Source organism: Nonomuraea rubra (assembly GCF_014207985.1).
Classification (GTDB): Bacteria; Actinomycetota; Actinomycetes; order Streptosporangiales; family Streptosporangiaceae; genus Nonomuraea; species Nonomuraea rubra.
On the sequence record NZ_JACHMI010000001.1, the window covers coordinates 2,641,932 to 2,665,188 of the forward strand.

At 71.0% G+C, this 23,257-nt stretch carries 23 protein-coding genes and 1 tRNA gene; 16 read left to right on the forward strand and 8 right to left on the reverse strand.

Annotated features, from left to right (window positions below; all coding sequences use genetic code 11):
- Positions 1-17 precede the first annotated feature (17 nt).
- A complete protein-coding gene (locus HD593_RS12040) occupies positions 18-398 on the forward strand; it encodes a hypothetical protein (protein ID WP_185102246.1) in 381 nt (126 codons plus the stop codon).
- Here the strand turns inward: HD593_RS12040 and HD593_RS12045 are convergent.
- On the reverse strand, positions 374-868 hold the full coding sequence (locus HD593_RS12045) for a 2-thiouracil desulfurase family protein (RefSeq protein ID WP_185102247.1): 495 nt from the start codon (positions 866-868) through the stop codon (positions 374-376). The genes HD593_RS12040 and HD593_RS12045 overlap by 25 nt on opposite strands.
- Positions 838-2,265: an MFS transporter gene (locus tag HD593_RS12050; protein ID WP_185102248.1), complete on the reverse strand. Its 1,428-nt coding sequence runs from the start codon at positions 2,263-2,265 to the stop codon at positions 838-840. The genes HD593_RS12045 and HD593_RS12050 overlap by 31 nt, the downstream gene beginning before the upstream one ends.
- A gap of 35 nt (positions 2,266-2,300) precedes the next feature.
- Here HD593_RS12050 and HD593_RS12055 point away from each other — a divergent pair, with 35 nt between their 5' ends.
- The 6 genes from HD593_RS12055 (at position 2,301) to HD593_RS12080 (ending at position 6,621) form a co-directional block, all read left to right on the forward strand.
- Positions 2,301-3,002 carry a TetR/AcrR family transcriptional regulator gene (locus HD593_RS12055; protein ID WP_185102249.1) on the forward strand — a complete coding sequence of 234 codons (702 nt, stop codon included), beginning with the start codon at positions 2,301-2,303 and terminating at the stop codon, positions 3,000-3,002.
- Positions 3,003-3,013: 11 nt separating this feature from the next.
- Positions 3,014-3,376, forward strand: a complete 363-nt coding sequence (locus tag HD593_RS12060) for a hypothetical protein (protein WP_185102250.1) — start codon at positions 3,014-3,016, stop codon at positions 3,374-3,376.
- Positions 3,373-3,750: a hypothetical protein gene (locus HD593_RS12065; protein WP_185102251.1), complete on the forward strand. Its 378-nt coding sequence runs from the start codon at positions 3,373-3,375 to the stop codon at positions 3,748-3,750. Before HD593_RS12060 ends, HD593_RS12065 begins: the two co-directional genes overlap by 4 nt.
- A 31-nt stretch (positions 3,751-3,781) precedes the next feature.
- Positions 3,782-4,450, forward strand: coding sequence for an SRPBCC family protein (locus HD593_RS12070; protein WP_185102252.1), 669 nt, complete (start codon positions 3,782-3,784; stop codon positions 4,448-4,450).
- Between the two features lie 138 nt (positions 4,451-4,588).
- Entirely contained in the window at positions 4,589-5,800 is a 1,212-nt protein-coding gene (locus HD593_RS12075) for a CynX/NimT family MFS transporter (protein WP_185102253.1), read from the forward strand.
- Positions 5,797-6,621: an alanyl-tRNA editing protein gene (locus HD593_RS12080; protein ID WP_185102254.1), complete on the forward strand. Its 825-nt coding sequence runs from the start codon at positions 5,797-5,799 to the stop codon at positions 6,619-6,621. Before HD593_RS12075 ends, HD593_RS12080 begins: the two co-directional genes overlap by 4 nt.
- 2 nt (positions 6,622-6,623) lie before the next feature.
- On the opposite strand, the gene sigJ is transcribed toward HD593_RS12080, so the two are convergent.
- Positions 6,624-7,514 carry an RNA polymerase sigma factor SigJ gene (sigJ, locus tag HD593_RS12085; protein ID WP_185102255.1) on the reverse strand — a complete coding sequence of 297 codons (891 nt, stop codon included), beginning with the start codon at positions 7,512-7,514 and terminating at the stop codon, positions 6,624-6,626.
- Positions 7,515-7,589: 75 nt separating this feature from the next.
- Here sigJ and HD593_RS12090 point away from each other — a divergent pair.
- Positions 7,590-7,662 (forward strand) — tRNA-Ala (locus HD593_RS12090).
- A 26-nt stretch (positions 7,663-7,688) separates the two neighbouring features.
- A complete protein-coding gene (locus HD593_RS12095; protein ID WP_185102256.1) occupies positions 7,689-8,123 on the forward strand; it encodes a GNAT family N-acetyltransferase in 435 nt (144 codons plus the stop codon).
- On the opposite strand, the gene HD593_RS12100 is transcribed toward HD593_RS12095, so the two are convergent.
- The gene (locus HD593_RS12100) at positions 8,120-8,641 is read right to left on the reverse strand and encodes a nucleoside-triphosphatase (protein WP_185102257.1); all 522 of its coding nucleotides are present in this window, start codon (positions 8,639-8,641) and stop codon (positions 8,120-8,122) included. The genes HD593_RS12095 and HD593_RS12100 overlap by 4 nt on opposite strands.
- A 126-nt stretch (positions 8,642-8,767) precedes the next feature.
- Here HD593_RS12100 and HD593_RS12105 point away from each other — a divergent pair, with 126 nt between their 5' ends.
- On the forward strand, positions 8,768-9,712 hold the full coding sequence (locus HD593_RS12105) for a helix-turn-helix transcriptional regulator (RefSeq protein WP_185102258.1): 945 nt from the start codon (positions 8,768-8,770) through the stop codon (positions 9,710-9,712).
- A 45-nt stretch (positions 9,713-9,757) separates the two neighbouring features.
- Here HD593_RS12105 and HD593_RS12110 read toward each other — a convergent pair whose 3' ends face one another.
- The 3 genes from HD593_RS12110 to pdxR all read right to left on the reverse strand — a co-directional run bounded on the left by HD593_RS12110 (position 9,758) and on the right by pdxR (position 12,987).
- Complete coding sequence (locus tag HD593_RS12110; protein ID WP_185102259.1) at positions 9,758-11,212, reverse strand: pyridoxal-dependent decarboxylase; 1,455 nt, start codon at positions 11,210-11,212, stop codon at positions 9,758-9,760.
- A 114-nt stretch (positions 11,213-11,326) separates the two neighbouring features.
- Positions 11,327-11,533 carry a DUF4236 domain-containing protein gene (locus HD593_RS12115; RefSeq protein WP_185102260.1) on the reverse strand — a complete coding sequence of 69 codons (207 nt, stop codon included), beginning with the start codon at positions 11,531-11,533 and terminating at the stop codon, positions 11,327-11,329.
- 23 nt (positions 11,534-11,556) lie between these two features.
- Entirely contained in the window at positions 11,557-12,987 is a 1,431-nt protein-coding gene (gene pdxR / locus HD593_RS12120) for a MocR-like pyridoxine biosynthesis transcription factor PdxR (protein WP_185102261.1), read from the reverse strand.
- Positions 12,988-13,064: 77 nt separating this feature from the next.
- On the opposite strand from pdxR, the gene HD593_RS12125 reads away from it, so the two are divergent.
- A complete protein-coding gene (locus HD593_RS12125; RefSeq protein ID WP_185102262.1) occupies positions 13,065-13,814 on the forward strand; it encodes a metallophosphoesterase in 750 nt (249 codons plus the stop codon).
- A gap of 33 nt (positions 13,815-13,847) precedes the next feature.
- Here HD593_RS12125 and HD593_RS12130 read toward each other — a convergent pair whose 3' ends face one another.
- Entirely contained in the window at positions 13,848-17,228 is a 3,381-nt protein-coding gene (locus HD593_RS12130; RefSeq protein ID WP_185102263.1) for an alpha-L-arabinofuranosidase C-terminal domain-containing protein, read from the reverse strand.
- Positions 17,229-17,457: 229 nt separating this feature from the next.
- Between HD593_RS12130 and HD593_RS12135 the strand changes: the two genes are divergently transcribed.
- The 5 genes from HD593_RS12135 to yjfF all read left to right on the forward strand — a co-directional run bounded on the left by HD593_RS12135 (position 17,458) and on the right by yjfF (position 23,063).
- Positions 17,458-18,438, forward strand: coding sequence for a LacI family DNA-binding transcriptional regulator (locus HD593_RS12135; RefSeq protein ID WP_185111793.1), 981 nt, complete (start codon positions 17,458-17,460; stop codon positions 18,436-18,438).
- A 75-nt stretch (positions 18,439-18,513) separates the two neighbouring features.
- Positions 18,514-19,506, forward strand: coding sequence for an ABC transporter substrate-binding protein (locus HD593_RS12140; RefSeq protein ID WP_185102264.1), 993 nt, complete (start codon positions 18,514-18,516; stop codon positions 19,504-19,506).
- Positions 19,507-19,561: 55 nt separating this feature from the next.
- On the forward strand, positions 19,562-21,073 hold the full coding sequence (locus HD593_RS12145) for a sugar ABC transporter ATP-binding protein (protein ID WP_185102265.1): 1,512 nt from the start codon (positions 19,562-19,564) through the stop codon (positions 21,071-21,073).
- On the forward strand, positions 21,070-22,083 hold the full coding sequence (locus tag HD593_RS12150) for an ABC transporter permease (RefSeq protein WP_185102266.1): 1,014 nt from the start codon (positions 21,070-21,072) through the stop codon (positions 22,081-22,083). The genes HD593_RS12145 and HD593_RS12150 overlap by 4 nt, the downstream gene beginning before the upstream one ends.
- Positions 22,080-23,063, forward strand: coding sequence for a galactofuranose ABC transporter, permease protein YjfF (gene yjfF / locus HD593_RS12155; protein WP_185102267.1), 984 nt, complete (start codon positions 22,080-22,082; stop codon positions 23,061-23,063). Before HD593_RS12150 ends, yjfF begins: the two co-directional genes overlap by 4 nt.
- Positions 23,064-23,257: the final 194 nt, after the last annotated feature.

A 23,257-nucleotide genomic window follows, 5' to 3' on the forward strand; every position in this document is an offset into this window, starting at 1 on the left:
CGTGGCAGCGTGGTGGCATGGACGCACTCCGGAGATTGCTGGGCGGGCTGTCGCTGCTCTACGCGCTGGTCTTCGCGACGTTCGCGCTGCTGCACGCCGGAACGGAGCTCGGGCCCGTACGCGAGCCGGTGATCGTGCCGGCCGCGATCGTGGAGACGCTGTGCTGCGCGGTGCTGATCGGCGGCGGGTACGGCGCGCTGGCCCGGCGGTCCTGGGCCTGGGACGGCCTCATCTACACGCACGCGGCGGCGCTCGGCGGCGTGCTGCTCGGCATCCTGGCGCTGGCCTTCGGCCCGGAGCCGGGCAGCGCGCTGCTCACCTGGTACCACAGCGTCATGGCGCTCGCGCTCGCCTCGGGGCTGAGCGGCGCCTTCTACGTCTCCAGGGTGCGCAGGTAGCCGGCGGCCTCCGGCAGCCGGTCCTCGCTGAAGACGCGGATGCCGTTCCGCTCCAGCAGCGCCGTCGTGACCCCTCGCCCCGGGACCCTGCGTCCCTGGAACGAGCCGTCGTAGACGGCCAGGACCCCGCACGAGGGGCTGCCCTCCTTCAGCACCGCCATCCGGATGCCGTGCTCGCGCGCCACGGCCAGCGCCCCCCGCGCGCCCGCCAGGAACTCGGCCGTCACGTCGGACCCGTCCGTCGCCAGCACGCGGGCCGCGCCGGCCAGCACGGCCTCGCCGCCGGCGCCGCCCTCGATCTCGGCGGCGAGCCTCGGGACCGGCAGCCCGCCCTCCACCTCGGGGCAGAACGGCACCAGCCGTCCCTCCTCCCGCCACCCGGCGAGCCAGGCGTCGGAGCTGGTCTTCGCGCCGCCGTCGTAGCGCACCCTGCGGCCCATCAGGCAGGCGCTGACGAGGATCTTCTCCACGTACCCGATCCTATGAGCGCGATCGGCAGCAGCGAGACGCCGGCCAGCCCGGCGGCCATCCAGAACGTGTACGGGTACGCCTGCGCCACGCCCGCCCTGGTGAACACCTGCAGCAGCACGGCCACCAGCGCGACCCCGAACGGCCCGGCGAGCCGCAGCGCGATCGTGCTCAGCGTGGTCGCCGCCGGGATGGCCGCGGGCTCCAGCGTCCTGAACGCGGCCGCCATCACCGACGTGGCCACCAGCCCGTGGCCGAGCCCGAGCGTGAACATCGGCACCGGCCCCCCGCCGGCCGGCACGAACGCCGCGATGCTCGCCACCACCAGCACCACCCCGGTCGCCCCGGTGCCGCGCGGCCCCCTGCTGTCGGTGAGCTTGCCGGCCAGCGGCATCGTGATGGCCGCGCCGATCCCCATGGGCGCCAGCAGCAGCCCCGCCTCCAGCGCGGTGCCGCCCTCGGCGAGCTGGCTGTAGAGCGGCACGAGCACGGTGAAGCCGAGCATCGCGGCCGAGTAGCACCCCAGGGCGAGCACCGCGGCGGCGAACGTGCGATCACCGAACAGCCGCAGGTCCAGCAGCGACGTGCCACGCAGAGACGTGCCACGCAGAGACGTGCCATGCAGGGACGTGCCGTGCGGCGACGTGCCGCGCAGCGACCGCCACACGAAGACGGCCACCAGCGCCATGCCGATCCACAACGCCGGATGCGGCAGCAAGGCCCCGTTGCCCACCTCCGACAGGCCGTAGATGACGGCGGCCAGGCCGGGCGACAGCAGGGCCAGGCCGAGCACGTCGAGGGGCTGCCGCTGCCCCGCGCCCCCCTCCCGGGGCAGCAGCAGGAGCGCGGCCAGCAGCGCCACCGCGCAGACCGGCAGGTTCACCAGGAACAGCCACCGCCAGCCCGGGCCCTGCACGAGCAGCCCGCCGAGCGGCGGCCCGAGCACGGGCACCAGCATGGCGGGCACCGAGATCAGGCCCATCGCCCGGCCCATCCGCTCCTTGCCCGCCGCCTGGGCCAGCATCATCTGCCCGACCGGCTGGAGCAGCCCGCCGCCCACCCCCTGCACGACGCGGAAGGCGACCAGGCTCCACAGGGACCAGGCGGCGGCGCAGAGGGCGGAGCCGGCGACGAAGAGCACGAGCGAGCCGAGCCAGACGTTGCGCACGCCGAACCTGCCGACCGCCCAGCCGGTGACCGGCACGGTCATGGACATGGCCAGCAGGTATCCGGTGGCCGCCCACTGGATGGTGGCGAGCGTGGTGTGGAAGTCGCGGGCCAGGGTGCCGAGCGCGACGTTGACGATCGTCGTGTCGAGCATCGTCATGACGACGCCGAGCAGGACGACCAGGCCGGTGGTCCGGAAGGAGGTTCGTACGCCGTATCGCATGTCGTACATCGTATCACTTTCGTACGCTGTCTAGAATCGGTGCCGTGACATCGATCTGGTCGAGACCGACCCCGCCCCGCCGCCCGGTGCTGACCCGGGAGGCGATCGTCGCCACGGCCATCGCCGTGGCCGACGCCGAGGGGCTCGACGCCGTCTCGATCAGGCGCGTGGCCACCGAGCTGGGCGCCCGCGCGATGACGCTGTACTCCTACATCGACCGCAAGGAGGACCTGCTCGCGCTGATGGCCGACGAGATCGCCGCGGAGGCGGTGGTCGAGGAGCCGCTGCCCGGCGACTGGCGCGAGGCGCTGCTGCTGCTCGCCCGGCGCGAGCTGGACCTGGTGCGGCGGCACCCGTGGCGGGTCGATCTGATCTCCCGCCGGGTGGCCGTCGGGCCCAACGGGCTGCGGCACGTGGAGCAGAAGCTGTCGGCCTTCGACGGGCTCGGGATCGACCGGCTGACGGCCTGGCGGTTCCTGGCGGTCTTCAACGACTACATGACCGGGTTCGTGGTCAGGCAGGCGGCGGAGCGCGGCTCGCCCAGGGAGCAGGGGATCGACGAGTCCGAGCGGGCCGCGCTGGCGGAGCCGTACATCAGGGAGCTGGTCGAGGGCGGCGAGTTCCCCCGGCTGGCGCCGATGATCGAGCAGGGCGTGCGGGGGGCCGACGACAACTTCGAGCGCGGGCTCAACTGGGTGCTCGACGGGATCGAGGGCTCCATCGGGGGCGGCGATACCGGGCGATAGCCTTACCCCCGATGAACACCACCGTCTCCACGATCGTCATCTCCGGCTCGCTGCTGCTGATGCTGATGAGCCTGATCGTCGCGATCCGCAACCGGCCGATGGGCATGGTGCTGCTGGTCGGGTTCGCCCTGCTGGAGGTGGCCGTGCTGGTGCAGGCGGGGTTCGTGATCGCGGGGGTGGCCGACGGCCGGGGGCCCGACGACAAGGTCACGCTGTTCGGCTACGTCGGCGGCGAGGTGCTGATCCCGCCCGCGGGTGTGTTCCTGGCGCTGGCCGAGCGCAGCAGGTGGGGGCCGGCGATCCTGGCCGTGGCCGGGTTCGCGATCGCGGTGATGACGGGCAGGCTGCTGCAGATCTGGCAGGGCACGGCGTGACGACCGCCATCGGCTCGGGGCCAGGCCGCGCGCTGATCGCGGTCTACGGGCTGTTCTCGCTGGCCGCGGGGGCGCGGGCGGGCGTGCAGATCGCCACCAGGTTCGGCGAGGCGCCGCTGGCGTACTCGCTGTCGGCGTTCGCGGCGCTGGTCTACATCGTGCTCACGGTCGCGCTCTGGCGCGGCGCGCGCCGCCTCGCGCTGGTGGCGCTCGGCATCGAGCTGGCCGGCGTGCTGATCATCGGTACGCTCAGCCTGCTGGACCAGGCCGCGTTCCCCGACGAGACCGTGTGGTCGGCGTACGGCAGGGGCTACCTGTTCATCCCCCTCGTGCTGCCTCTCGTGGGCCTGTTCTGGCTGTGGCGCAGGCGTTAACGCCCGGTGTGCGGGGGCAGTGGCAGACCCCATGAGCACGATCGAACATTCCGAAGACGTCAGGGTCCCCGTACAGGTGGCCTACAACCAATGGACGCAGTTCGAGAGCTTCCCCGAGTTCATGGAGGGTGTGGAGTCGGTCAAGCAGCTCAGTGACACGCGTACGGCCTGGGTGGCGGAGATCGCCGGCATCAGGCGCGAGTTCGAGGCGGAGATCACCGAGCAGCACCCCGACGAGCGCATCGCCTGGCGCAGTGTCGACAAGCCGCACCAGGCCGGGGTGGTGACCTTCCACCGGATCGACGAGGGCACCACCAGGGTCACGCTCCAGATGGAGTACGACCCCGAGGGTTTCCTCGAGACCGCGGGCGACAAGCTGCAGCTCGTACGCATGCGCGTGATCGGCGACGTGAAGCGCTTCAAGACCTTCATCGAGTCGCGCGGCGGCGAGACCGGCGGCTGGCGCGGCGACGTGCCGGGGCCGCACCAGCGCGAGCACGAGCAGGGCTCGACCTACGGCGACAGCGCCAGGAACGTGCCGCCGGGCACGGTGGGCGGCGACTACCCGCCTGCCGGTGGCGGCGGTGCCTCGCCGGGCGGCACGCTGCCCCCTCCGGGGCCGGTGCCTCCGGGCTCTCCCGGTACTCCCGGTCCGGGGACTCCCCAGGGGCCGGGGCAACCACCTCCCCCGGTGCTGTGAGCTGCCACAAAACCCCCGGAGCCCGGCTCCGGGGGTTTTGTCATGCCTGAGGGAGGCGCGCCAGGAATAAATGCATATTTCGGTCCTGTTAAGGTGACATTCGTCCCATGATTTGATGAGTGGAGGACCGTTCCCGCCATGAGCGTGCTCGCCCAAGAGTCCCGAGGCAGAACCACCCCGCTGGCCTGGCTCCTCGTGCTGGGAATCGTCCTCGCCGCACTGAACCTGCGCACCGGCGTCACCAGCGTCGGCCCCCTGCTCGACCAGCTCGCCGCCGGCCTCGGCATGTCGAGTGTCGGCACCGGGCTGCTGACCACCCTGCCCGTGCTGGCCTTCGCCAGCGTGGGCGCCATCACCCCGACGCTGGCCAGGCGCGTCGGCGAGCACCGGCTGCTGCTGCTCGCCCTCGTCACGCTCGGCGTCGGGCTGCTGGTCAGGTCGCTGGTGGGCTCCGCGCCGGTGTTCCTGCTGAGCAGCGCGGTCGCGCTGTCCGGCGGCGCCGTCGGCAACGTGCTGATCCCGACGCTGATCAAGCGTCACTTCCCGGCCCGGACCGGGCTCATGACCACCGTCTACACCACGGCCCTGGCCGCCGGCACCATGCTGGCCGCCGCCGCGACCGTGCCGATCGAGCGTGCCTCGGGGGACTGGCACATCGCGCTCGGCGTGTGGGCGGCCCTGGCCGCTGTCGCCGCCATTCCGTGGCTTGCGCTGCTGCGCAGTGAGCCGGAGCGGGACACCGGCGGCCGGGACCTGGGCATCCGCAGCATGGTCAAGAGCAGGCTGGCCTGGATGATCGCGGTCTACTTCGGCACCCAGTCGATGATCGCCTACATCATGTTCGGCTGGCTCGCCACCATCCTCACCGACGGCGGCTACACCACTTCCGAGGCCGGGCTGATCCTCGGCGTGTTCACCGCGCTGAACATCCCCGTCTCGATCGCCGTGCCGATGATCGCCTCCCGCTTCCGCGACCAGCGTCCGACCGTGGTCGGGCTCGTCGTGTTCTACGTGATCGGCTTCCTCGGGCTGTGGTTCGCGCCCGCCTCCACGGCCATGGTCTGGGTCGTGTTCGTCGCCGTGGGCATGGGGTCGTTCCCGCTGGCGCTGATGATGCTGGCGCTGCGCACCCGTACGCCGGAGACCACGGCCGCCCTGTCGGCCTTCGGGCAGAGCGCCGGCTACCTCATCTCGGGCGCGGGCCCGCTGCTGGTGGGCGTGCTGCGGGAGGCTACCGGGGGGTGGGCGGTGCCGTACACGCTGATCTTCGTGGTGATCGCCGTCCAGCTCCTGACCGGCCTGTACGCCGGACGCGACCGCTACCTGGAGGACGAGAGAATGGCCGGGTGAACTCCACCCTCGTCACCTTCCCCGGCGGCCTGACCAGTGGCCGCTCCACGATCGTCGAGGCCGTGCCGGCGGGGGAGCGGCACGGCCTCGTCGTCTCCGAGACGCCGTTCCACCCCCTCGACCACACCTGGCCCGACCAGCCCGCCGACCGGGGCACGATCGGCGGCCTGCCGGTCGTCGACTGCCTGACGGGGGCGCGGTCGGAGACCGGCGAGATCTTCCTCGGCCCGGACATCCCGGCCCGGCGCGGCGCCGAGGGCTGGGACTGGCTGGTCGTCCACGTCACCGAGACGCCGCTGCCCGTGGGCACGGAGGTCGGCCTGGACGTGGACGCGGGCTTCCGCGCCGCGCTCTGCGCCGGTCACACCGGCTGCCACCTGGCCGCGCTCGCGCTCAACGCCGCCCTGGCCGACCGGTGGCGCAAGGAGGCGCGGCCCGACTCGCTCGGCCGCCCCGACTTCGACCAGGCGGCCATCACCTCCTCCCGCATCACCCCGCACGGCAGCGTGGACGTCTACCGCCTGGGCAAGTCGCTGCGCAAGAAGGGCTTCTCCGCCGAGGACCTCGACCCCGGGAAGCTCGCCCGGCAGGTGAACGACCAGCTCGCGGCGTGGGTGGCGGCCGACGCTCCGGTCCGGGTGGAGGTGCCGGGCCCCGAGCTGACGGCCCGCCGCACCTGGCACTGCTCGCTGCCGGAGGGAGAGGCGTCCATCCCGTGCGGCGGCACCCACGTGAGCCGCACGGGGGAGCTGGCCGGGCTCGTCGTCGAGCTGTCGCTCGACGACGCCACGCTGACCATGCGCACCGGCCGCGCCGGCTGAGCTCAGGAGGGCTGGAGGTGGCCGATCTTCTCCGGGTTGGCCAGCACGTAGATCGTCTCGATCTTGCCCTCGCTGACCAGCAGCGAGATGACGCTGATCACCTGGCCGCCCGCCGAGATGACGATGGCGGGCGCGTTGTTCAGCGTCTCCACCGCGAAGGACAGGTCCGCGAGCTCCGCCCTGCCGATCGAGGCCATGAACTTGGCGATGTTCGCCGGGGTGTTGATCGACGTCAGGTAGCGGCCCACGTTCTCGGCGCCGGTGATGACCCGCAGCGCCGCCCTGGCCTTGCCGCCGCCGTCGCTGATGATCGACACCTGGTCGGAGAACATCTCGATCAGCGCGTCCAGGTCGCCGCCGGCGGAGGCGCCCATGAACCGCTCGGTGATCCGCCGGCGCTCGTCCCGGTCCACGTCGAAGCGGGGCCGCTTGTCCCGCACGTGGTCCCTGGCCCGCCGGGCGAGCTGCCTGGTGGCCGGCTCCGCCCGCCCGATGATCTCCGCGATCTCCGAGAACGGCAGGTCGAACGCCTCCCGCAACACGAACACCGCCCGCTCGAGCGGCGACAACGTCTCCAGCACGACCAGCATCGCCATCTCCACGGAGTCGGCCAGCTCGGCGTGCTCGGCCACGTCGGGCGCGGTGCTGATCGGCTCGGGCAGCCACGGACCCACGTACGACTCGCGCCGCGACTTCGCCCACCGCAGCCGGTCGATGGCCAGCCGCGAGGTCACCGTGATCAGGAACGCCTTGGGGTCCTCCACGTCCGACTCGTCCACCCTGGACCAGCGCAGCCACGCCTCCTGCACAACGTCCTCGGCGTCGGCCACGCTGCCCAGGATCCGGTAGGCGACCGCGACCAGCACGCCCCGGTGATCCTCAAATGTCGACATAAAACCATAGACGTACCACGCAGGCCCCGGTGTGACACAAGGGGTTCAGAACTCCGTTACACTTGTTGATCGCAAGGGGCTATAGCGCAGTTGGTAGCGCGCCTCCATGGCATGGAGGAGGTCTGGGGTTCGAATCCCCATAGCTCCACCTTGATACGTCGTAGAGTCACACAGATGATGATCATCGCTGAGGAGACCTCGTTCGACGAGGCCGAGATCTTCGAGCTCTACGACTCCGTCGGCTGGACCGTGTGGACCCGTGACATCGCCAAGGTGTGCAGGGCACTGGCCAACTCGCACCTCGTGCTCACCGCCAGGGACGGCGACGGGCGGCTGCTCGGGCTGGCCAGGACGGTGTCCGACGACGAGGTGATCTGCTATGTGCAGGAGTTGCTGGTCGGCAGGGAGTTCCAGGGGCGGGGCGTCGGGCGGCGGCTGCTGGAGCACCTCAAGGAGCGGTACGCGCACTGCCGCTACTTCGTGCTGACCACCGATCACGAGTCCACACCCGACGGGCCCGCCAACCACGCCTTCTACCGGCGCCTCGGCCTGATCGAGCATCACGAGCAGGGGCTGTCGGCGTTCGGGCTGCCGGTGAAGAGCCGCTAACCGGTGAACAGGCGGCTGAGACTCTCGGGGAGCTCGTCGCGGTTCTGCGGTGTCACGGTGATCAGGCCGGCGTCGATCTGCGCCTTCAGCGAGGCGTGGGTGCGCTGGTGGACGGTGGCCACGATCGGCACGCCGGCTTCGAACAACGCCACGCAGCGCGGCATGAACGCGGGCGACAGCAGCTCCATGGGGCCGATCTCGTCGATGAGCACCACGGCGCCGCGCGTGGTGAGCGCCTGCTGCATCGCCGGTAGCGCGATGCGCTCGAACGCGGGCACGTTCACGCCGTACCTGCCGACGCGGGGGCCGGTGACCCACGACAGGTGGGCCATCACGGCCTGGTGGCCGGCGAAGTCCGCCACGGTGAAGCCGGCCCGGCGGCCGCGCTCGCGTACCTCGTCGGTGAGGAAACCGCAGATCGGCACGTGCGCCGCCCGCAGCAGGTCGGCGAGGCGGCGGACGACGGTGGTCTTGCCCGTGCGGGGCGGGGCGGTGAGCAGGATGCGCGGCCTGGACACGGCACCAGGATGGCAGAACGGGCCCGCCCCGAGAACCACGGACCCGCGCCCGCCTCGCGCCGGTCGCATCGACCCGCCTGGCATAAGTGGTCATCCGGTGAGCACTTCAGCGCGGAGAATGGGGGCATGCGAGCTGACCGACTGGTGGCGGCGCTGCTGCTCATGCAGGCGCGCGGCCGGGTGACCGCCGCCGAGCTGGCCGAGAAGCTGGAGGTGTCGGTGGCCACCGCTCGGCGGGACCTGGAAGCGCTGTCCGCCGCGGGCATCCCCGTCTACCCGCAGCCGGGGCGCGGTGGTGGCTGGTCGTTGCTGGGCGGCGCTCGTACCGATCTGACCGGGCTCACCGCGCACGAGGCCCAGGCGCTGTTCCTGCTCGCCGGGCCGGCCGCGCCCGACGCGCCCGAGCTCAGGTCCGCGCTGCGCAAGCTGCTGCGGGCGCTGCCGCAGACGTTCAGGGAGGAGGCCGAGGCCGCGGCCGGCGCGGTGGTCGTCGATCCCGCCCGCTGGGGCGAGCCGGAGAAGGAACGGCCCGAGCTGGTCCGCGTCCTGCAACGCGCCACCGTGCGCCGGCGCAGGGTCAGGCTCGGGTACGCGGGCCGCCGCGACGGCGAGCACACCGAGCGGCTGGTCGAGCCCTGGGGGCTGGTGGACAAGGACGACGTCTGGTACCTGCTGGCGGGGACCGAGCGCGGGCAGCGCACGTTCCGGGTCGACCGGATCGTCGCGGCCGAGGTGACGGAGGAGGAGTTCGAGCGGCCGGACGGCTTCGAGCTGTCGCGGGCCTGGGCCGGGGTGGTCGAGGAGATGGAGCGGCGGCGCTCCACCGTCACCGCGACCGTGCTGATCTCCGCCCGGCTCCTGCCCATCCTGCGCGACCACTTCGGGCGACACTTCGAGAGCCTGGGGGAGACGGGGGACGGGCGGGTGCGGGCCCGGGTGGCCGCGCCGATGGCGCTGACGATCGCCGAGCAGCTCGCCGGGTGGGGCGCGCGGGTGGAGGTCGAGGAGCCCGGCGAGGTCCGCGCCGAGCTGGCCAGGATCGGCGCCGAACTCGTCGAGCGCTACCGCTAGCCAAGCCAAGGCGAGTAGGCACGCCAAGACCGAGCGATGGCTGAGTCACGGCATGGTCGTGGACAGGGCCGCGTGTTCCCAGCGGATCTGCTCCCACGCCTGCTCCACGTGCCGCCGCTCCGTCGCCGCGGCCCCGACGGCCAGCCGCAGCACCACCCGGCCGGCGAGCCTCGTGTGCGTCAGGTACATCGACCCGCTCGCGTTGAGCAGCTCCATCAGCCTCAGCGTGGCCCGGTCCGCCTGCGCCGCGTCGTCCAGGCCGGGCCACAGGGGGCGGAAGCACACCAGCCCGAGCGGATGCTGCTCGTGCAGCTCGAAGCCCGGGTCCGCGGCGATCCATCCGGCCAGCTCGGCCGCCAGCTCGACGCACTTGCGCAGGTGCGCCCGCAGCCCCTCGGCCCCGTACCAGCGGATCACCGACCACAGCTTCAGCGCCCTGAACCGGCGGCCCAGCGGCACCTGCCAGTCCCGGTAGTCCACGACGGAGCCGGTCGAGGTGGCGGTGTTCCTGAGGTACTCGGGCAGGATCGACAGCGCGCCGAGGAGCGGGCCGCGGTCGGCCGTCCAGAGCACGCCGCAGTCGAAGTTGGTCAGCAGCCATTTGTGCGGGTTCGTCGCGTACGAGTCCGCGTACTCGGCCACGCCGTCGTTCAGCCACCGGAACTCGGGACAGATCGCCGCGACCCCGGCGTAGGCGGCGTCCACGTGCAGCCAGACCCCGCGCTCCCGGCACACCTCGCCGATGGCGGGCACCGGATCGACGGCGGTGGTGGAGGTCGTGCCGACGGTGGCGCACACCATCGCGGGTACGGCGCCCGCCGCCTCGTCCTCGGCCAGCAGCTCGCGCAGGTGGGCGGGGTCCATGGCCAGCGTGCGCGGGTCCACGTCCACCACCCGCACGCCCGCCGCGCCCAGGCCGGCGATCCGCGCGGCCTTCTCCAGCGAGGAGTGCGTCTGGGAACTCACGTACAGTGTGTACCGCCGGTCGATGCCCTCGGCCGCGACCCGCCCGCCGCTCGCCCGGTGCAGCGCCGCCAGCAGCGCGACCAGGCAGGCGCTCGACGCCGAGTCCTGGATGACGCCGCCGCCCGCCGCGTCGGTGCGGAACCGTTCCGGCAGCCCGATCAGCTCGGCCAGCCAGTCGACCACCACCGTCTCCAGCTCCGTGCACGCCGGGCTGGTCACCCACAACATGCCCTGCACGCCCAGCCCGCTGGACAGCAGGTCGCCCAGGATGGCGGGGCCGCTGGCGTTGGAGGGGAAGTAGGCGAAGAAGCCAGGGTGCTGCCAGTGCGTGATGCCGGGCAGCAGCACCTGCCCGAGATCCGACAGCACGTTCTCGAACGGCTCTCCGTGCTCGGGCGGCGACGCCGGCAGGGCACGCCGGATCTCACCCGGCTTGACCTGGGACATCACGGGGTGGGACTCGATGCCGGCGAGGTAGTCCGCGATCCAGTCGATGACCTGCTTGCCGTGGCGGCGGAACTCCTCAGGGCTCATGTGAGGGCTCATCCGACCACTCTGCCGCCGCGGCGGGGCCCGGGGAAAGGGGACGGGCCGGAGGCTTTCGCCCCCGGCCCGTTCTATCTCAAGCGGCCTCGCGACCGCCGAGTGTCAGTAACGATAGTGACGGTGGCGCTTGCCACCGATGGCCTTGCTCAGGTGGATGCCACCGGGCAGGTTCACCGACACGTAGCGGCGGCCGTCGGGGGTGGTCGAGACGTGGAAGCGCCGATTGCCGAAACTGTGACCGACGCCGTGCCGTGACAGGTTGATCCGGAACGGCCCCACTTTGATTGACTTGCGGTAGTGCCAGCCCATGTCCCTCCTCCGCCATCGTGCGCTCATGAAGAAGAACGTGCGGGACGGCTCCGCGGTTCCCGGCCCGCCAAGGTGCCCGCCAAGGTGCCCTCCAATGTGCTCGCCAGGGCTTCGAGCGCGCGGGGGTAGGCCCGTTCCGAGGGGGCGGCGTACCCGATGAGCAGGCCGTCGCGGCCCTCGCCGTGCCAGAGGGGGGAGGAGGGGCGCAGGGCGATGCCGGCCCGCTCGCAGGCGGCCAGCACCTCGGCCTCCGGCGGGCCGCCCGGGGGGAGCAGCAGGAGGGCACGCAGGCCGGCCGCGACGCCGGGCAGGGCCGCGCCGGGCAGCACGCCGGACAGGCGGGCGCGCAGCCGCTGGCGGCGGTGGCGGTAACGCAGGCGGGCGGCGCGGATGTGGCGGTCGTAGTCGTGCGTCTCGATCAGCCTGGCCAGCACGAGCTGGCCGAGCACCTCGGTATGGGCGTCGGCGTGCAGCTTGGCCTCGGTGACGGGGCCGATCAGCGCGGGCGGCACCGCCATCCAGCCCAGGCGCAGCCCCGGGCCGAGGGACTCCGACGTGGTGCCGCAGTACACGACCTGCTCCGGCGCCGTGCCCTGCAACGCCCCGACGGGCCGGCGATCGTAGCGGAACTCCCCGTCGTAGTCGTCCTCGACGACCAGCCCGCCCCACGCGCGCAGCGCCAGGCGGCGGGACGGGTGCAGCGGGACGCCCATGGGGTACTGGTGGGCGGGCGTGACGACGGCGGCGGCCACGTCAGGGGTGAGGGTGCCGGTCCGCGCGCCCAGCTCGTCCACCGGCAGCGGTACGACCTCGCGCCCCGCTCTTCTCACCACCTCGCGGTAGAAGTCGTGACCGGGGTCCTCCATGGCGAACGGGCCGCCGGTCACGGTGGCGAGCAGGTTGACCGCCTGGACGAAGCCGGTGGTGACGACGATCAGGTCGGGCGTGGTGAGCACGCCGCGGGTCCTGGCGAGGTAGCCGGCGAGCGCGGTACGCAGCTCGATCCGGCCGCGCGGGTCGCAGGGGCCGAAGACGGCGGCGGGCGCGGTGGCCAGCACATGGCGGGTGGCGCGCAACCAGGCGCGGGCGGGGAAGGCGGACACGTCCGGCTGCCCGGGCCGCAGGTCGTGCAGGGGCCCGGGCGTCGGCTCGGCGGGGAACGCGCCCGGCGGCATGCCCGGGGCGGACGGCGTGGTGGCGACCTCCGTGCCGGAGCCGGGGCGCGTGGCCAGGTAGCCCTCCGCGACGAGCTGGTCGTAGGCCGCGCTCACCGTGCCCCGTGACAGGCGCAGCTCGGCGGCCAGCGTGCGGCTGGAGGGCAGCCGGGTGCCGCGCGGCAGCCGCCCGTCCCTGACGGCCTGCCGCAGCGCCTCCTCCAGCGCCCGCCGCCGCCCGCCCCCGGCGGCGAGCTCCAGATGCAGGTCCACCCCGGAACCGGCCCAATCTTTGCGCACGGAACCGGACCTTACCCCTGGTCCGGTGCCCGGGCTTACGGTGGTGAGCAGCCGGAACCAGGAAGGACGGGAGCCACATGATCGTGATCGCTCACCTGAGCGACATCCACATCGGCGCCACCCCCGAGAGCGTCGCCCGCACCACCGCCGTCATGCGTTACCTGGACACGATCCCCGGCGACCTCGACGCGGTGCTCGTCACTGGCGACATCGCCGACCACGGGGCGCAGGAGGAGTACGAGACGGCCGCCAAGCTGCTCGCCTCGCGGCACCCCGTCCTGGTGGGTCCGGGCAACCACGACGTCAGGCGGGAGTTCCGCCGCTCCCTGCTGGGCGAGGAGCCGGCGGACGGCCCGGTCAACCAGGTCCTGCGCACCAGCCGCGCGGTCTACGCGATGTGCGACTCCTCCATCCCGGGCAGGGACGACGGGCACCTGGACGACGAGACGCTCGCCTGGCTGGAAGGCGTGCTGGACGACAGCGCGGGCCTGCCGGTGTTCGTGGCGTTCCACCACCCGCCGGTGAAGCTGCACACGCCGCCGGGCGACGGGATCAGGATGCACGAGACCGGGCGGCTGGAGGCTCTGCTCGCCGGCCGCGCCGGCGTGCCCGCCGTGCTGGCCGGGCACGCCCACACGGCCGCCGCCACCACGTTCGCCGGCAGGCCGCTGCTGGTCGGCGGGGGTGTGGTCTCCACGCTGACGATGCCGTGGGAGGGCGGGACGAGCTTCGCCAACTGCGTCGACTTCACCCTGCCGCCGCTGATCGCCTTCCACGTGCTCGACGACGAGGGCCGGATGACCACGCACTTCCGCGCCGTCCCGTAGAGGGGGCGGGCCGGGTGCCCGCCCCCTCATGGGTCACCGTTCGGTGAGCTCGATGAACGTCACCGAGTGGGCGGGGAAGTCGTAGGTGAAGACCGAGGAGAAGCCGCTCACCTGCCGCCGTACCGGAGCCACGCGGTCCGGGTCGGCGATCGAGTTCGTGTCCGAGGGCGCGCCGGTCAGCGAGGTCACCGTGGCCGACGGCCGGAACCGGGCAGAACCGAGGTCCACGCTGCTCCGCACGGCCGTGTCCTGCGCGTTGACGACCTTCAGCGTCACCGACCTGCCGTCCCTGGACACCACCTGGTACAGCGGCTCGACCCGGGAGCTGTCCACGAAGTCGTTGACCTGCTGCCCGTCCAGCCACGTCGTGATCCGCCGCCCGCTGACCTGCACCTTCAAGCGGTGGTCGCGGCCGGTCTCGACCGTGGTGGACGAGGTGGCGATCGAGGACTTGCCGCCGTTGACGGCCTTCTCGATGGCGGACTGGGTGTTGTTCCAGCCGCCGACGTTCCACCAGTAGAAGTTGCCGGTGTCACGCACGCCGAACATCACCAGGAAGCCCTCCGCGCCGGCGGTCTTCCGTGCGGTGAGCTCGATCGTGTAGTTCGACCAGTCGGCCGAGCCGGCCGTGGACCTGGCGTCCTCGACCTGCGCTGTCTGCGCGTACGCGCCGTCCTGCACCGCCCAGGTGCCCAGGCCGGGCGTCCAGGCGCCGGCGCCGGCGGAGAAGTCGTCCGACAGCAGCACGGTCCCGTCGGCGGCGGTGACCTTGACGTCGTCGTAGCGGACCGCGGTGTTCCAGGCGCCGAGGCCGATCGCGCCCTTGATGTCCTCGACGGGCCTGGTCTCGCCCTCGAACGTGCTGGGCACCACGCGCTCGCCGACGTTCGTGGAGAACAGGCGCTGGACGTGGTAGCTCGGCGACCCGTACGCCTGGTCGTTGTCGAACCAGATCAGGTCCGGCGTCCAGTCCACGTAGTCCACGTTGGCCAGCAGCGGCGCGTACGAGGCCAGCTCCACCACGTCGGAGTTGCGTTCCAGCCCGGTCATGTACGACGCCTCGGACAGCGCGTTGTAGAACGTGTTGCCCCTGGAGGCGTACTCGCCCACGAACACCTTCGGCCCCTGGCGGTCGTAGGTGTCGTAGCGGTGGTTGTTGGCCAGGAACCAGTCGGGGTTGTTGTAGTAGTGCTCGTCGACCAGGTCGGCCTTCTGGTCGCGGGCGAACTGCCACATGCGGTCGAACCAGGCGCCCTGCGACGTCTGACCCGAGTTACTGATGATCTTGATGTCGGGGTACTTCGCCCGGATCGCGTCGGCGAACTTCGGGTAGTTGGTGAAGAACTCCGGATAGATCTCCTCGTTCCCGAGCCCGATGTACTCCAGCCCGAACGGCTTCGGATGCCCCAGCGCCGCCCGCTTCTTGCCCCAGGTGGAGGTGACCGGCCCGTTGGCGAACTCGATCAGGTCGAGGGTGTCCTGCACCCACCGGGCCAGCTTGGCCTCGTCGGTCAGCGGGCGGTTCTCGCCGCAGCCGTTCACGCCCACCGACAGCACCGGCAGCGCCTCGGCCCCGAGGTCCTCGGCGAACTGGAAGTACTCGTAGTAGCCGATGCCGTAGCTCTGGTTGTAGCCCCAGAAGTTGAAGTTCGTCGGCCGCTCCTCGACCGGGCCGATGGTCTCCTTCCACTGGTAGATGCGGCGGCGGTCGCCGGTCTCCGCGTACGGGTCGTAGGTGCCGACGTTGGTCACGCAGCCGCCGGGGAAGCGCAGGAACCGCGGCTTAAGATCGGCGATCAGCTCGGCCAGGTCGGTCCGCATGCCGTGCCCCTTGAACGTGTCGCGGGGGAACAGCGAGACCATGTCCAGGTCGGTCCGCCCGGCGGGGGCCTGCACGACGAGCCGGCCCGCGTCGGTGGTGCCCGAGGCGGTGAACGACGCCCGGTACTTGGCCCAGCCGCCCGCCTTGACCCGCACGGTCACCTTGCCGAGCACGGTCGTGCCGTCCTCGACGGTGATCGTGAGCGGGCCCGCCTCGGCGCGCCTGGCCCACACGGAGAAGTCGTAGCGCTCACCCCCGGCGAGCGGCAGGCCGCGGTTGAACCCGGCGTTGCTCACGCCGGCCGTGCCCTCGCCCGTCACGTCGAGCCGCAGGTAGTTGCGGTTGTTGGTGTTCAGCGGGTCCTCGCCGGTGACGGCGGGCGTGACGGTGGCGCCTCGCTCGGTCTCGCTCCACGCGGTCAGGCCCGTGTAGGAGGGCTCGTCGACGGAGTTGAACTCGAACGAGCGGTTCTGCACCAGCTCGGCGTAGAGCCCGCCGTCGGCGGCGTGGTTGATGTCCTCGTAGAAGACGCCGTACAGGTTGGGGCTGACCTTCGTGCCCTTCGCCCTGGTGTCCACACTCAGCTTGCCGGAGGTGTAGCCCTCGACGCGGAACCTGGTCGCGTCCGCGCCCAGGACGAGCCTGCCGTCGCTGACCGCGAGGTTCCGCCCGCCCGAGGAGACCGTGACCTTGCCGCCGCCCGCGTCCTTGAGCTGGTAGGGCGTGGCCTGCGTGCCCAGCCGGACGGGGGTGGTGGCCTGGAGGTACCTGCCGCTCTCGACGTCCTTGAGCGCGCCGCCGGGCTCGGCGGTGAGGACCAGGCCCGTCATGGGCGCCTTCGCCGAGGCCCGCACGACACCCGAGCGGTCGGCCGACAGGTACGGCGCCGCCTCCGCGCGCAGCGTGAACGGCCCCTCCGGCACCACGGCCGCCCCCTCGGCCGCCTTGATCGCGAAGTAGTCGAACTCCGCCCGCACGGACGTGCCGTTCTGCGCCGACAGCCCGAACAGCCCGACCTGCCCGACCTTCAGGCCGGCGGTCATCCTGGACGCCTGCACCCAGGCCGTGCCGTCCCAGTAGGAGGAGGTGAACTCGTCGCCGGTCCTGGCCAGCTTGAGCACCTCGGCCGTGGAGCCGGGCCTGGCGGCGAAGGCCGAGGTGAAGGCCGCGCCGACCTCGGTGGCCGTCTCGATCACCGGGCCGCCGGCGAACCCGACGTGGGCCAGGCCGGCGCGGACGTAGTTGTCCCAGTCCTGCCAGGCCAGCAGGCCCGCGCTCTGGTAGTCGAGCGAGACGGGGGCGCTCAGCTTGGTGACCACCTCGAAGTCGCCGTCGGGGACGTCCACGAGGAAGAGGTTCCTGGCGTTGTTGGTGGCCTGGTGGGTGTCGCCGGTCAGGGTGTCCAGGCGCAGGGCGCTGCCCGACAGGCTCCAGCGGGAGTCGTCCGGCGAGAGCACCGTCCAGTCCTCGCCGAGCGTGGTGCCGTCGAACTGGTCCACGACGGCGCCTTCGGGGATGGGATCCGCCGCCGCGGCCGCCGGCGCGGTCAGCAGACCGGCCAGAAGCAGGGCGGATAAGGCGATGCGCAACATGAGTGGGGGGCTCCTCAGGTGTTGTTAGCGTTAACAATCAAGTGAGCGTTAACAACCGCGATCGGCGACAACGTAAGGAGTGCTCAGGGCGGCCGTCAAGGGGGTCCTGTGTAACCCGACCGTAATGCGGCGAACTATTGACGACACGTCTTGTTAGCGTTCACAGTCGGGGCCAAGCCAGGAAAGGAGCACGGCTGTGGGATCCACCCTGGGGCGCCGCCTGCCGGTCATGGCCGACGTGGCCAGGGAGGCCGGCGTGTCGCATCAGACGGTCTCCCGCGTGCTCAACGACCATCCGAACGTGCGCAGCGAGACCCGGACGCGGGTGCTCGAGGCGATCGACAAGCTCGGCTACCGCCGCAACCTCGTCGCCCGCGCCCTGGTCACCAAGCACTCCAGAACGCTCGGCGTGGTCAGCTTCGACACCACCCTGTACGGCCCGGCCAGCACCGTCTACGGCATCGAGCAGGCGGCCAGGGCGGCCGGCTACTTCGTCAGCATCGTCAGCCTCAAGTCGATCGACAAGGCCGGCGTGCGCGATGCCCTCGACTACCTGGCGGACCAGGGCGTGGACGGCATCGTGGTGGTCGCGCCGCAGCGCTCGGCCGCACAGGCGCTGGCCGACCTGCCGCTCGGCGTGCCCACCGTCGCGGTCGAGGGCGGGCAGGCGGGCGACGTGTCCGTGGTCTGCGTCGACCAGGTCGCGGGAGGCCGGGTCGCCACCGAGCACCTGCTGTCGCTGGGGCACGAGACGGTCTGGCACGTCAGCGGGCCGTCCGACTGGCTGGAGGCGGAAGGGCGCGTGGCCGGGTGGCGGGCCGCGCTGGAGGAGGCGGGCCGCGAGGCCCCGCGACCGCTGGCCGGTGACTGGAGCCCGCGCTCGGGATACGAGGCGGGACGCAGCCTGGCGAGCATGAGGAACGTGACCGCGGTCTTCGTCGCCAACGACCAGATGGCGCTGGGAGTGCTGCGGGCGTTCACCGAGCAGGGGGTGAGAGTGCCCGAGCGGGTGAGCGTGGTCGGCTTCGACGACATCCCCGAGTCGGAGTTCTTCTCGCCGCCGCTCACGACCATCAGGCAGGACTTCGACGCGGTGGGCAGGCACAGCATCGAGGTGCTCGTACGGCAGCTCGAAGGCGGTCCGCAGGAGCGGGAGCGGCTCGTGGTGCCGCCCACGTTCGTGCCCAGGGTCAGTACGGCCCGGGCGTAGTGCCGTACGGCAAGGCAGGACGCGCTGGCGCCCAGCTGGGGTTGTTAGCGTTCACATGAGAAGGGAACCCCCCACGTGTTCAAGAGGATCTCGGCGTTGGTGCTCGCCGGTCTCACCGCGATGGCGGTGGCTTCGTGTGGCAGCGGTGGCGGCACCACCAGTGCAGGCACGAGCGGCGGCGGCGGTGACGACTCGATCACCATGGGCTTCTCCCAGGTCGGCGCGGAGAGCGGCTGGCGGACCGCGAACACCAAGTCCGTGCAGGACTCGGCGAAGAACGCGGGCATCACGCTCAAGTTCTCCGACGCCCAGCAGAAGCAGGAGAACCAGATCAAGGCCATCCGCTCCTACATCCAGCAGAAGGTGGACGTCATCGCCTTCTCGCCGGTGGTGGAGTCGGGCTGGGACACGGTGCTGAAGGAGGCGCAGAACGCGAAGATCCCGGTCATCCTGACCGACCGCGCGGTCGACTCCAAGGACACCTCCCTCTACAAGACCTTCCTCGGCTCGGACTTCATCGAGGAGGGCAAGAAGGCCGGGCAGTGGCTGGTGGATGAGTACAAGGACACCAAGGACCCGGTGAACATCGTCGAGCTGCAGGGCACGACGGGCTCGGCCCCGGCCAACGACCGCAAGGCGGGCTTCGCCGAGATCATCCAGGCCGACCCGAAGTTCAAGATCGTCGCCTCGCAGACCGGCGACTTCACCCGGGCCAAGGGCAAGGAGGTCATGGAGGCCTTCCTGAAGTCCACCCCGGACATCGACGTGCTGTACGCGCACAACGACGACATGGGTCTGGGCGCGATCGAGGCCATCGAGGGTGCAGGCAAGGTGCCGGGCAAGGACATCAAGATCATCACCGTGGACGCGGTGAAGGACGGCATGCAGGCGCTCGCCGACGGGAAGATCAACTTCATTGTCGAGTGCTCCCCGCTGCTCGGCCCGCAGCTGATGGACCTGGCCAAGAAGGTCGTCAAGGGCGAGCAGGTGCCCGCCCGCGTGGTGACCGAGGAGACCACGTTCACGCAGGAGCAGGCCAAGCAGGTCCTGTCCACCCGCCAGTACTGATCGGACAGACGCCGGGCCGGCGGGGGCCGGTCCGGTTTCTCGTTGGAGAGGGTCCATGACCGTATCCGCCCCGGTCTTGACGATGACCGGGATCAGCAAGCAGTTCCCCGGCGTGAAAGCGCTCGACGGCGTGGACTTCCGGCTCCTGCCGGGCGAGGTGCACGCGCTGATGGGCGAGAACGGCGCCGGCAAGTCCACTCTGATCAAGGTGCTCACCGGCGTCCACCCGGCCGACGCGGGCACCATCGACCTCGGCGGCACGCCGGTGGCGTTCGGCAGCCCCCTGGAGGCGCAGCAGGCCGGGATCAGCACCGTCTACCAGGAGGTCAACCTCTGCACGAACCTGTCGGTGGCCGAGAACATCCTGCTCGGCCGTGAGCCCAGGAAGAGGGGCCGCATCGACTGGAGACGCATGCGGGCCAGGGCCGGCGAGCTGCTGTCGCGGCTGGAGCTGAGCCTGGACGTCTCGGCGCCGCTGTCGTCGTACTCGCTGGCCATTCAGCAGATGGTGGCCATCGCGCGGGCCATCGACATCGACGCCAGGGTGCTGATCCTCGACGAGCCCACCTCCAGCCTGGACGCCGACGAGGTCGAGCAGCTCTTCCGGGTGATGAGGCGGCTGAAGGAGGAGGGCATCGCCATCCTGTTCGTCTCCCACTTCCTCGACCAGGTCTACGAGATCTCCGACCGGATGACGATCCTGCGCAACGGGCGGCTGGTCGGGGAGTACCCGACCGCGGAGCTGCCGCAGGTCGAGCTGGTCGCCAAGATGATCGGCCAGGAGCTGGCCGTGCTGGAGCGGCTGCACGGCGAGGCCAAGGTGTTCGACCGCCCGCTGGTCGAGGCGCGCGGGCTCGGCAGGACCGGGGCGATCGCGCCGTTCAGCCTGACGATCCACGAGGGCGAGGTCGTGGGCCTGGCCGGGCTGCTCGGCTCGGGACGTACGGAGATCGCCCGGCTGCTGTTCGGCGCCGACCACGCGAGCACGGGCGAGATCGCGGTCGGCGGGACGCCGCAGTCGTTGCGCACGCCGCGCGCGGCGATGACGCAGAAGATCGCGTTCTGCTCGGAGAACCGCAAGGCCGACGGGCTCATCCCCGACCTCACCGTGCGCGAGAACATCATCCTGGCCCTGCAGGCCACCAGGGGCTGGACCAGGCCGGTGCCGCGCGAGCAGCAGGACGAGCTGGTGTCCAGGTACGTCAAGGCGCTCAAGATCAGCCCGCCCAACCCCGAGCACCTGGTGCGCAACCTCAGCGGCGGCAACCAGCAGAAGGTGGTGCTGGCCAGGTGGCTGATCCTGGAGCCCCGCCTGCTCATCCTGGACGAGCCCACCCGGGGCATCGACGTCGGGGCCAAGACCGAGATCCAGCGCCTGGTGGCCGAGCTGTCGGACGGCGGCATGGCGGTGCTGTTCATCTCCGCCGAGCTGGAGGAGGTGCTGCGGCTCAGCCACAAGGTGCAGGTGCTGCGGGACCGGCGGCTGGTGGCCGAGCTGCCGAACGACGAGGCGCTCACGACCGACGTCCTGATGGAGACGATCGCGAGCGGAGGGCGGACCTCATGAGACGTCTGTTGTGGCCGCTGGCCGTCCTGGCCCTGCTGCTGGTGCTGAACGTGTTCTTCACCCCCAGCTTCTTCTCGATCGAGGTCAAGGACGGCCACCTGTACGGCAGCCTGATCGACATCCTGCGCTTCGGCGCCCCGCTGATCCTGGTCTCGCTGGGCATGACGCTGGTCATCGCGACCGGCGGCATCGACCTGTCGGTCGGCTCGGTGGTGGCGATCTCGGGCGCGCTGGCCTGCCTGCAGATCAGCCAGGACGCGAGCGTGTTCACCGCCGTGGTGCTGGCGCTGGGGCTCTGCCTGGTGCTGGGGGCCTGGAACGGGTTCCTGGTCGCGGGCATCGGCATCCAGCCGATCATCGCCACGCTCATCCTCATGGTGGCGGGGCGCGGCCTGGCGCAGCTCATCACCGACGGGCAGATCATCACTGTCAACAGCCCGGCGTACAAGGTGATCGGCGGCGGCTACTGGCTGACCGTGCCGTTCGGCATCCTCATCGTGCTCGGGGTGCTGGCGATCAGCGCGTTCCTGACCAGGCGGCTGGCGCTGGGCATGCTGATCGAGTCGGTCGGCGGCAACGCCGAGGCGAGCAGGCTGGCGGGGATCAGGGCGCGCGGGATCATCGTCATGGTGTACGCGTTCGCCGCCCTGTGCGCGGGCGTGGCCGGGCTGATGATCAGCTCGAACGTCTCCAGCGCCGACGGCAACAACGCGGGCCTGTGGATCGAGCTGGACGCGATCCTGGCCGTGGTGATCGGCGGCACGTCGCTGGCCGGTGGCAGGTTCTCGCTCGGCGGCACCGTGGTGGGCGCGCTCATCATCCAGACGCTGACCACGACGATCTACTCGATCGGGGTGCCGCCGGAGACGACGCTGCTGTTCAAGGCGCTGGTGGTGACGGCGGTCTGCCTCGTCCAGTCCCCGTCGTTCCGCGCGAAGGTCTTCGGCGGGCGCGGGCGGGCGGCGCCCGCGAGCCCCGCCGTCGAGGAGAAGGTGAAGGTGACCACGTGACGACGCTGACGGTGGGCCGGGCCTCGATCCCGGCCAAGTACCTGCCCGTCCTGGTGACCGGGTGCCTGCTGGCGGCCATGTTCGTGGCCGGCGGGATCCGCTACGAGGGCTTCGCCAGCGGGCAGGTGATCCTGAACGTCTTCATCGACAACGCCTTCCTGCTGGTGGTGGCGGTCGGGATGACGTTCGTGATCCTCACCGGGGGCATCGACCTGTCGGTGGGGTCGGTGGTGGCGCTGTCGACGATGATCTCGGCCAGCCTGATGGCGGGGCCCGGGTGGCCGCCGTACCTGGTGGTGCCGCTGGTGCTGGCCATCGGGTCGGGGCTGGGGCTGGTCATGGGGTACATCGTGCACGCCTTCGACATCCAGCCGTTCATCGTGACGCTGGCGGGCATGTTCCTGGCGCGGGGGCTGTGCTACACGATCGGGACCGATTCGATCCCGATCGAGGACGCCACGTTCACGGCGTTCGCGCAGACCAGGATCGACCTGTTCGCCGACCTGTGGATCTCGCCGAGCGTGATCATCGCGGTTCTGGTCGTGGTGGTGGCGGCGTACGTGCTGCACTACACCCGCTTCGGCCGTTCGGTCTACGCGACGGGCGGCAGCGAGCAGTCGGCGTTGCTCATGGGCCTGCCCGTGGGGCGGACGAAGATCACCGTCTACACGATCAGCGGGTTCTGCTCGGCTCTGGGCGGTGTCCTGCTGTCGTTCTACATGCTCTCCGGGTACGGCCTGCACGCGGTGGGCATGGAGCTGGACGCCATCGCCGCGGTGGTCATCGGCGGGACACTGCTGACCGGCGGCAGCGGCTTCCTGCTGGGGACCGTGCTCGGCGTGCTGGTGCTGGGGCTGATTCAGACGATCATCAGTTTCGAAGGGACCCTGTCGTCATGGTGGACCAAGATCTTCATCGGAATGTTGCTCTTCGTCTTCATCCTGCTGCAGCGCCTGTTCTCGGCCCGCTCAGGCCGCTGACCTGCGTGGAAGTTACCTGAACGTTTCTGTGAGGTTATGTCCGAGCGTTGACATAGACTTTGTTAGCGATAACAATCAGGCGAAACGAGTGCGAACTTTGTTCTGATTCGTCACGTTCTGTGATCGAATCCCCCAATTTATCACCGGCAGCCGCCGCGTCCTGCGTCTGCCGCGACCCCCATGGAAAGGGATGC

Excerpts from the sequence above, each read along its gene's own strand:
- HD593_RS12040 (WP_185102246.1), top strand. The coding sequence starts at position 18 with ATGGACGCACTCCGGAGATTGCTGGGCGGGCTGTCGCTGCTCTACGCG.
- HD593_RS12050 (WP_185102248.1), bottom strand. The coding sequence starts at position 2,265 with ATGTACGACATGCGATACGGCGTACGAACCTCCTTCCGGACCACCGGC.
- HD593_RS12060 (WP_185102250.1), top strand. The coding sequence starts at position 3,014 with ATGAACACCACCGTCTCCACGATCGTCATCTCCGGCTCGCTGCTGCTG.
- HD593_RS12070 (WP_185102252.1), top strand. The coding sequence starts at position 3,782 with ATGAGCACGATCGAACATTCCGAAGACGTCAGGGTCCCCGTACAGGTG.
- HD593_RS12075 (WP_185102253.1), top strand. The coding sequence starts at position 4,589 with ATGAGCGTGCTCGCCCAAGAGTCCCGAGGCAGAACCACCCCGCTGGCC.
- sigJ (WP_185102255.1), bottom strand. The coding sequence starts at position 7,514 with ATGTCGACATTTGAGGATCACCGGGGCGTGCTGGTCGCGGTCGCCTAC.
- HD593_RS12095 (WP_185102256.1), top strand. The coding sequence starts at position 7,689 with ATGATGATCATCGCTGAGGAGACCTCGTTCGACGAGGCCGAGATCTTC.
- HD593_RS12105 (WP_185102258.1), top strand. The coding sequence starts at position 8,768 with ATGCGAGCTGACCGACTGGTGGCGGCGCTGCTGCTCATGCAGGCGCGC.
- HD593_RS12110 (WP_185102259.1), bottom strand. The coding sequence starts at position 11,212 with ATGAGCCCTGAGGAGTTCCGCCGCCACGGCAAGCAGGTCATCGACTGG.
- HD593_RS12115 (WP_185102260.1), bottom strand. The coding sequence starts at position 11,533 with ATGGGCTGGCACTACCGCAAGTCAATCAAAGTGGGGCCGTTCCGGATC.
- HD593_RS12125 (WP_185102262.1), top strand. The coding sequence starts at position 13,065 with ATGATCGTGATCGCTCACCTGAGCGACATCCACATCGGCGCCACCCCC.
- HD593_RS12130 (WP_185102263.1), bottom strand. The coding sequence starts at position 17,228 with ATGTTGCGCATCGCCTTATCCGCCCTGCTTCTGGCCGGTCTGCTGACC.
- HD593_RS12135 (WP_185111793.1), top strand. The coding sequence starts at position 17,458 with ATGGCCGACGTGGCCAGGGAGGCCGGCGTGTCGCATCAGACGGTCTCC.
- HD593_RS12145 (WP_185102265.1), top strand. The coding sequence starts at position 19,562 with ATGACCGTATCCGCCCCGGTCTTGACGATGACCGGGATCAGCAAGCAG.
- HD593_RS12150 (WP_185102266.1), top strand. The coding sequence starts at position 21,070 with ATGAGACGTCTGTTGTGGCCGCTGGCCGTCCTGGCCCTGCTGCTGGTG.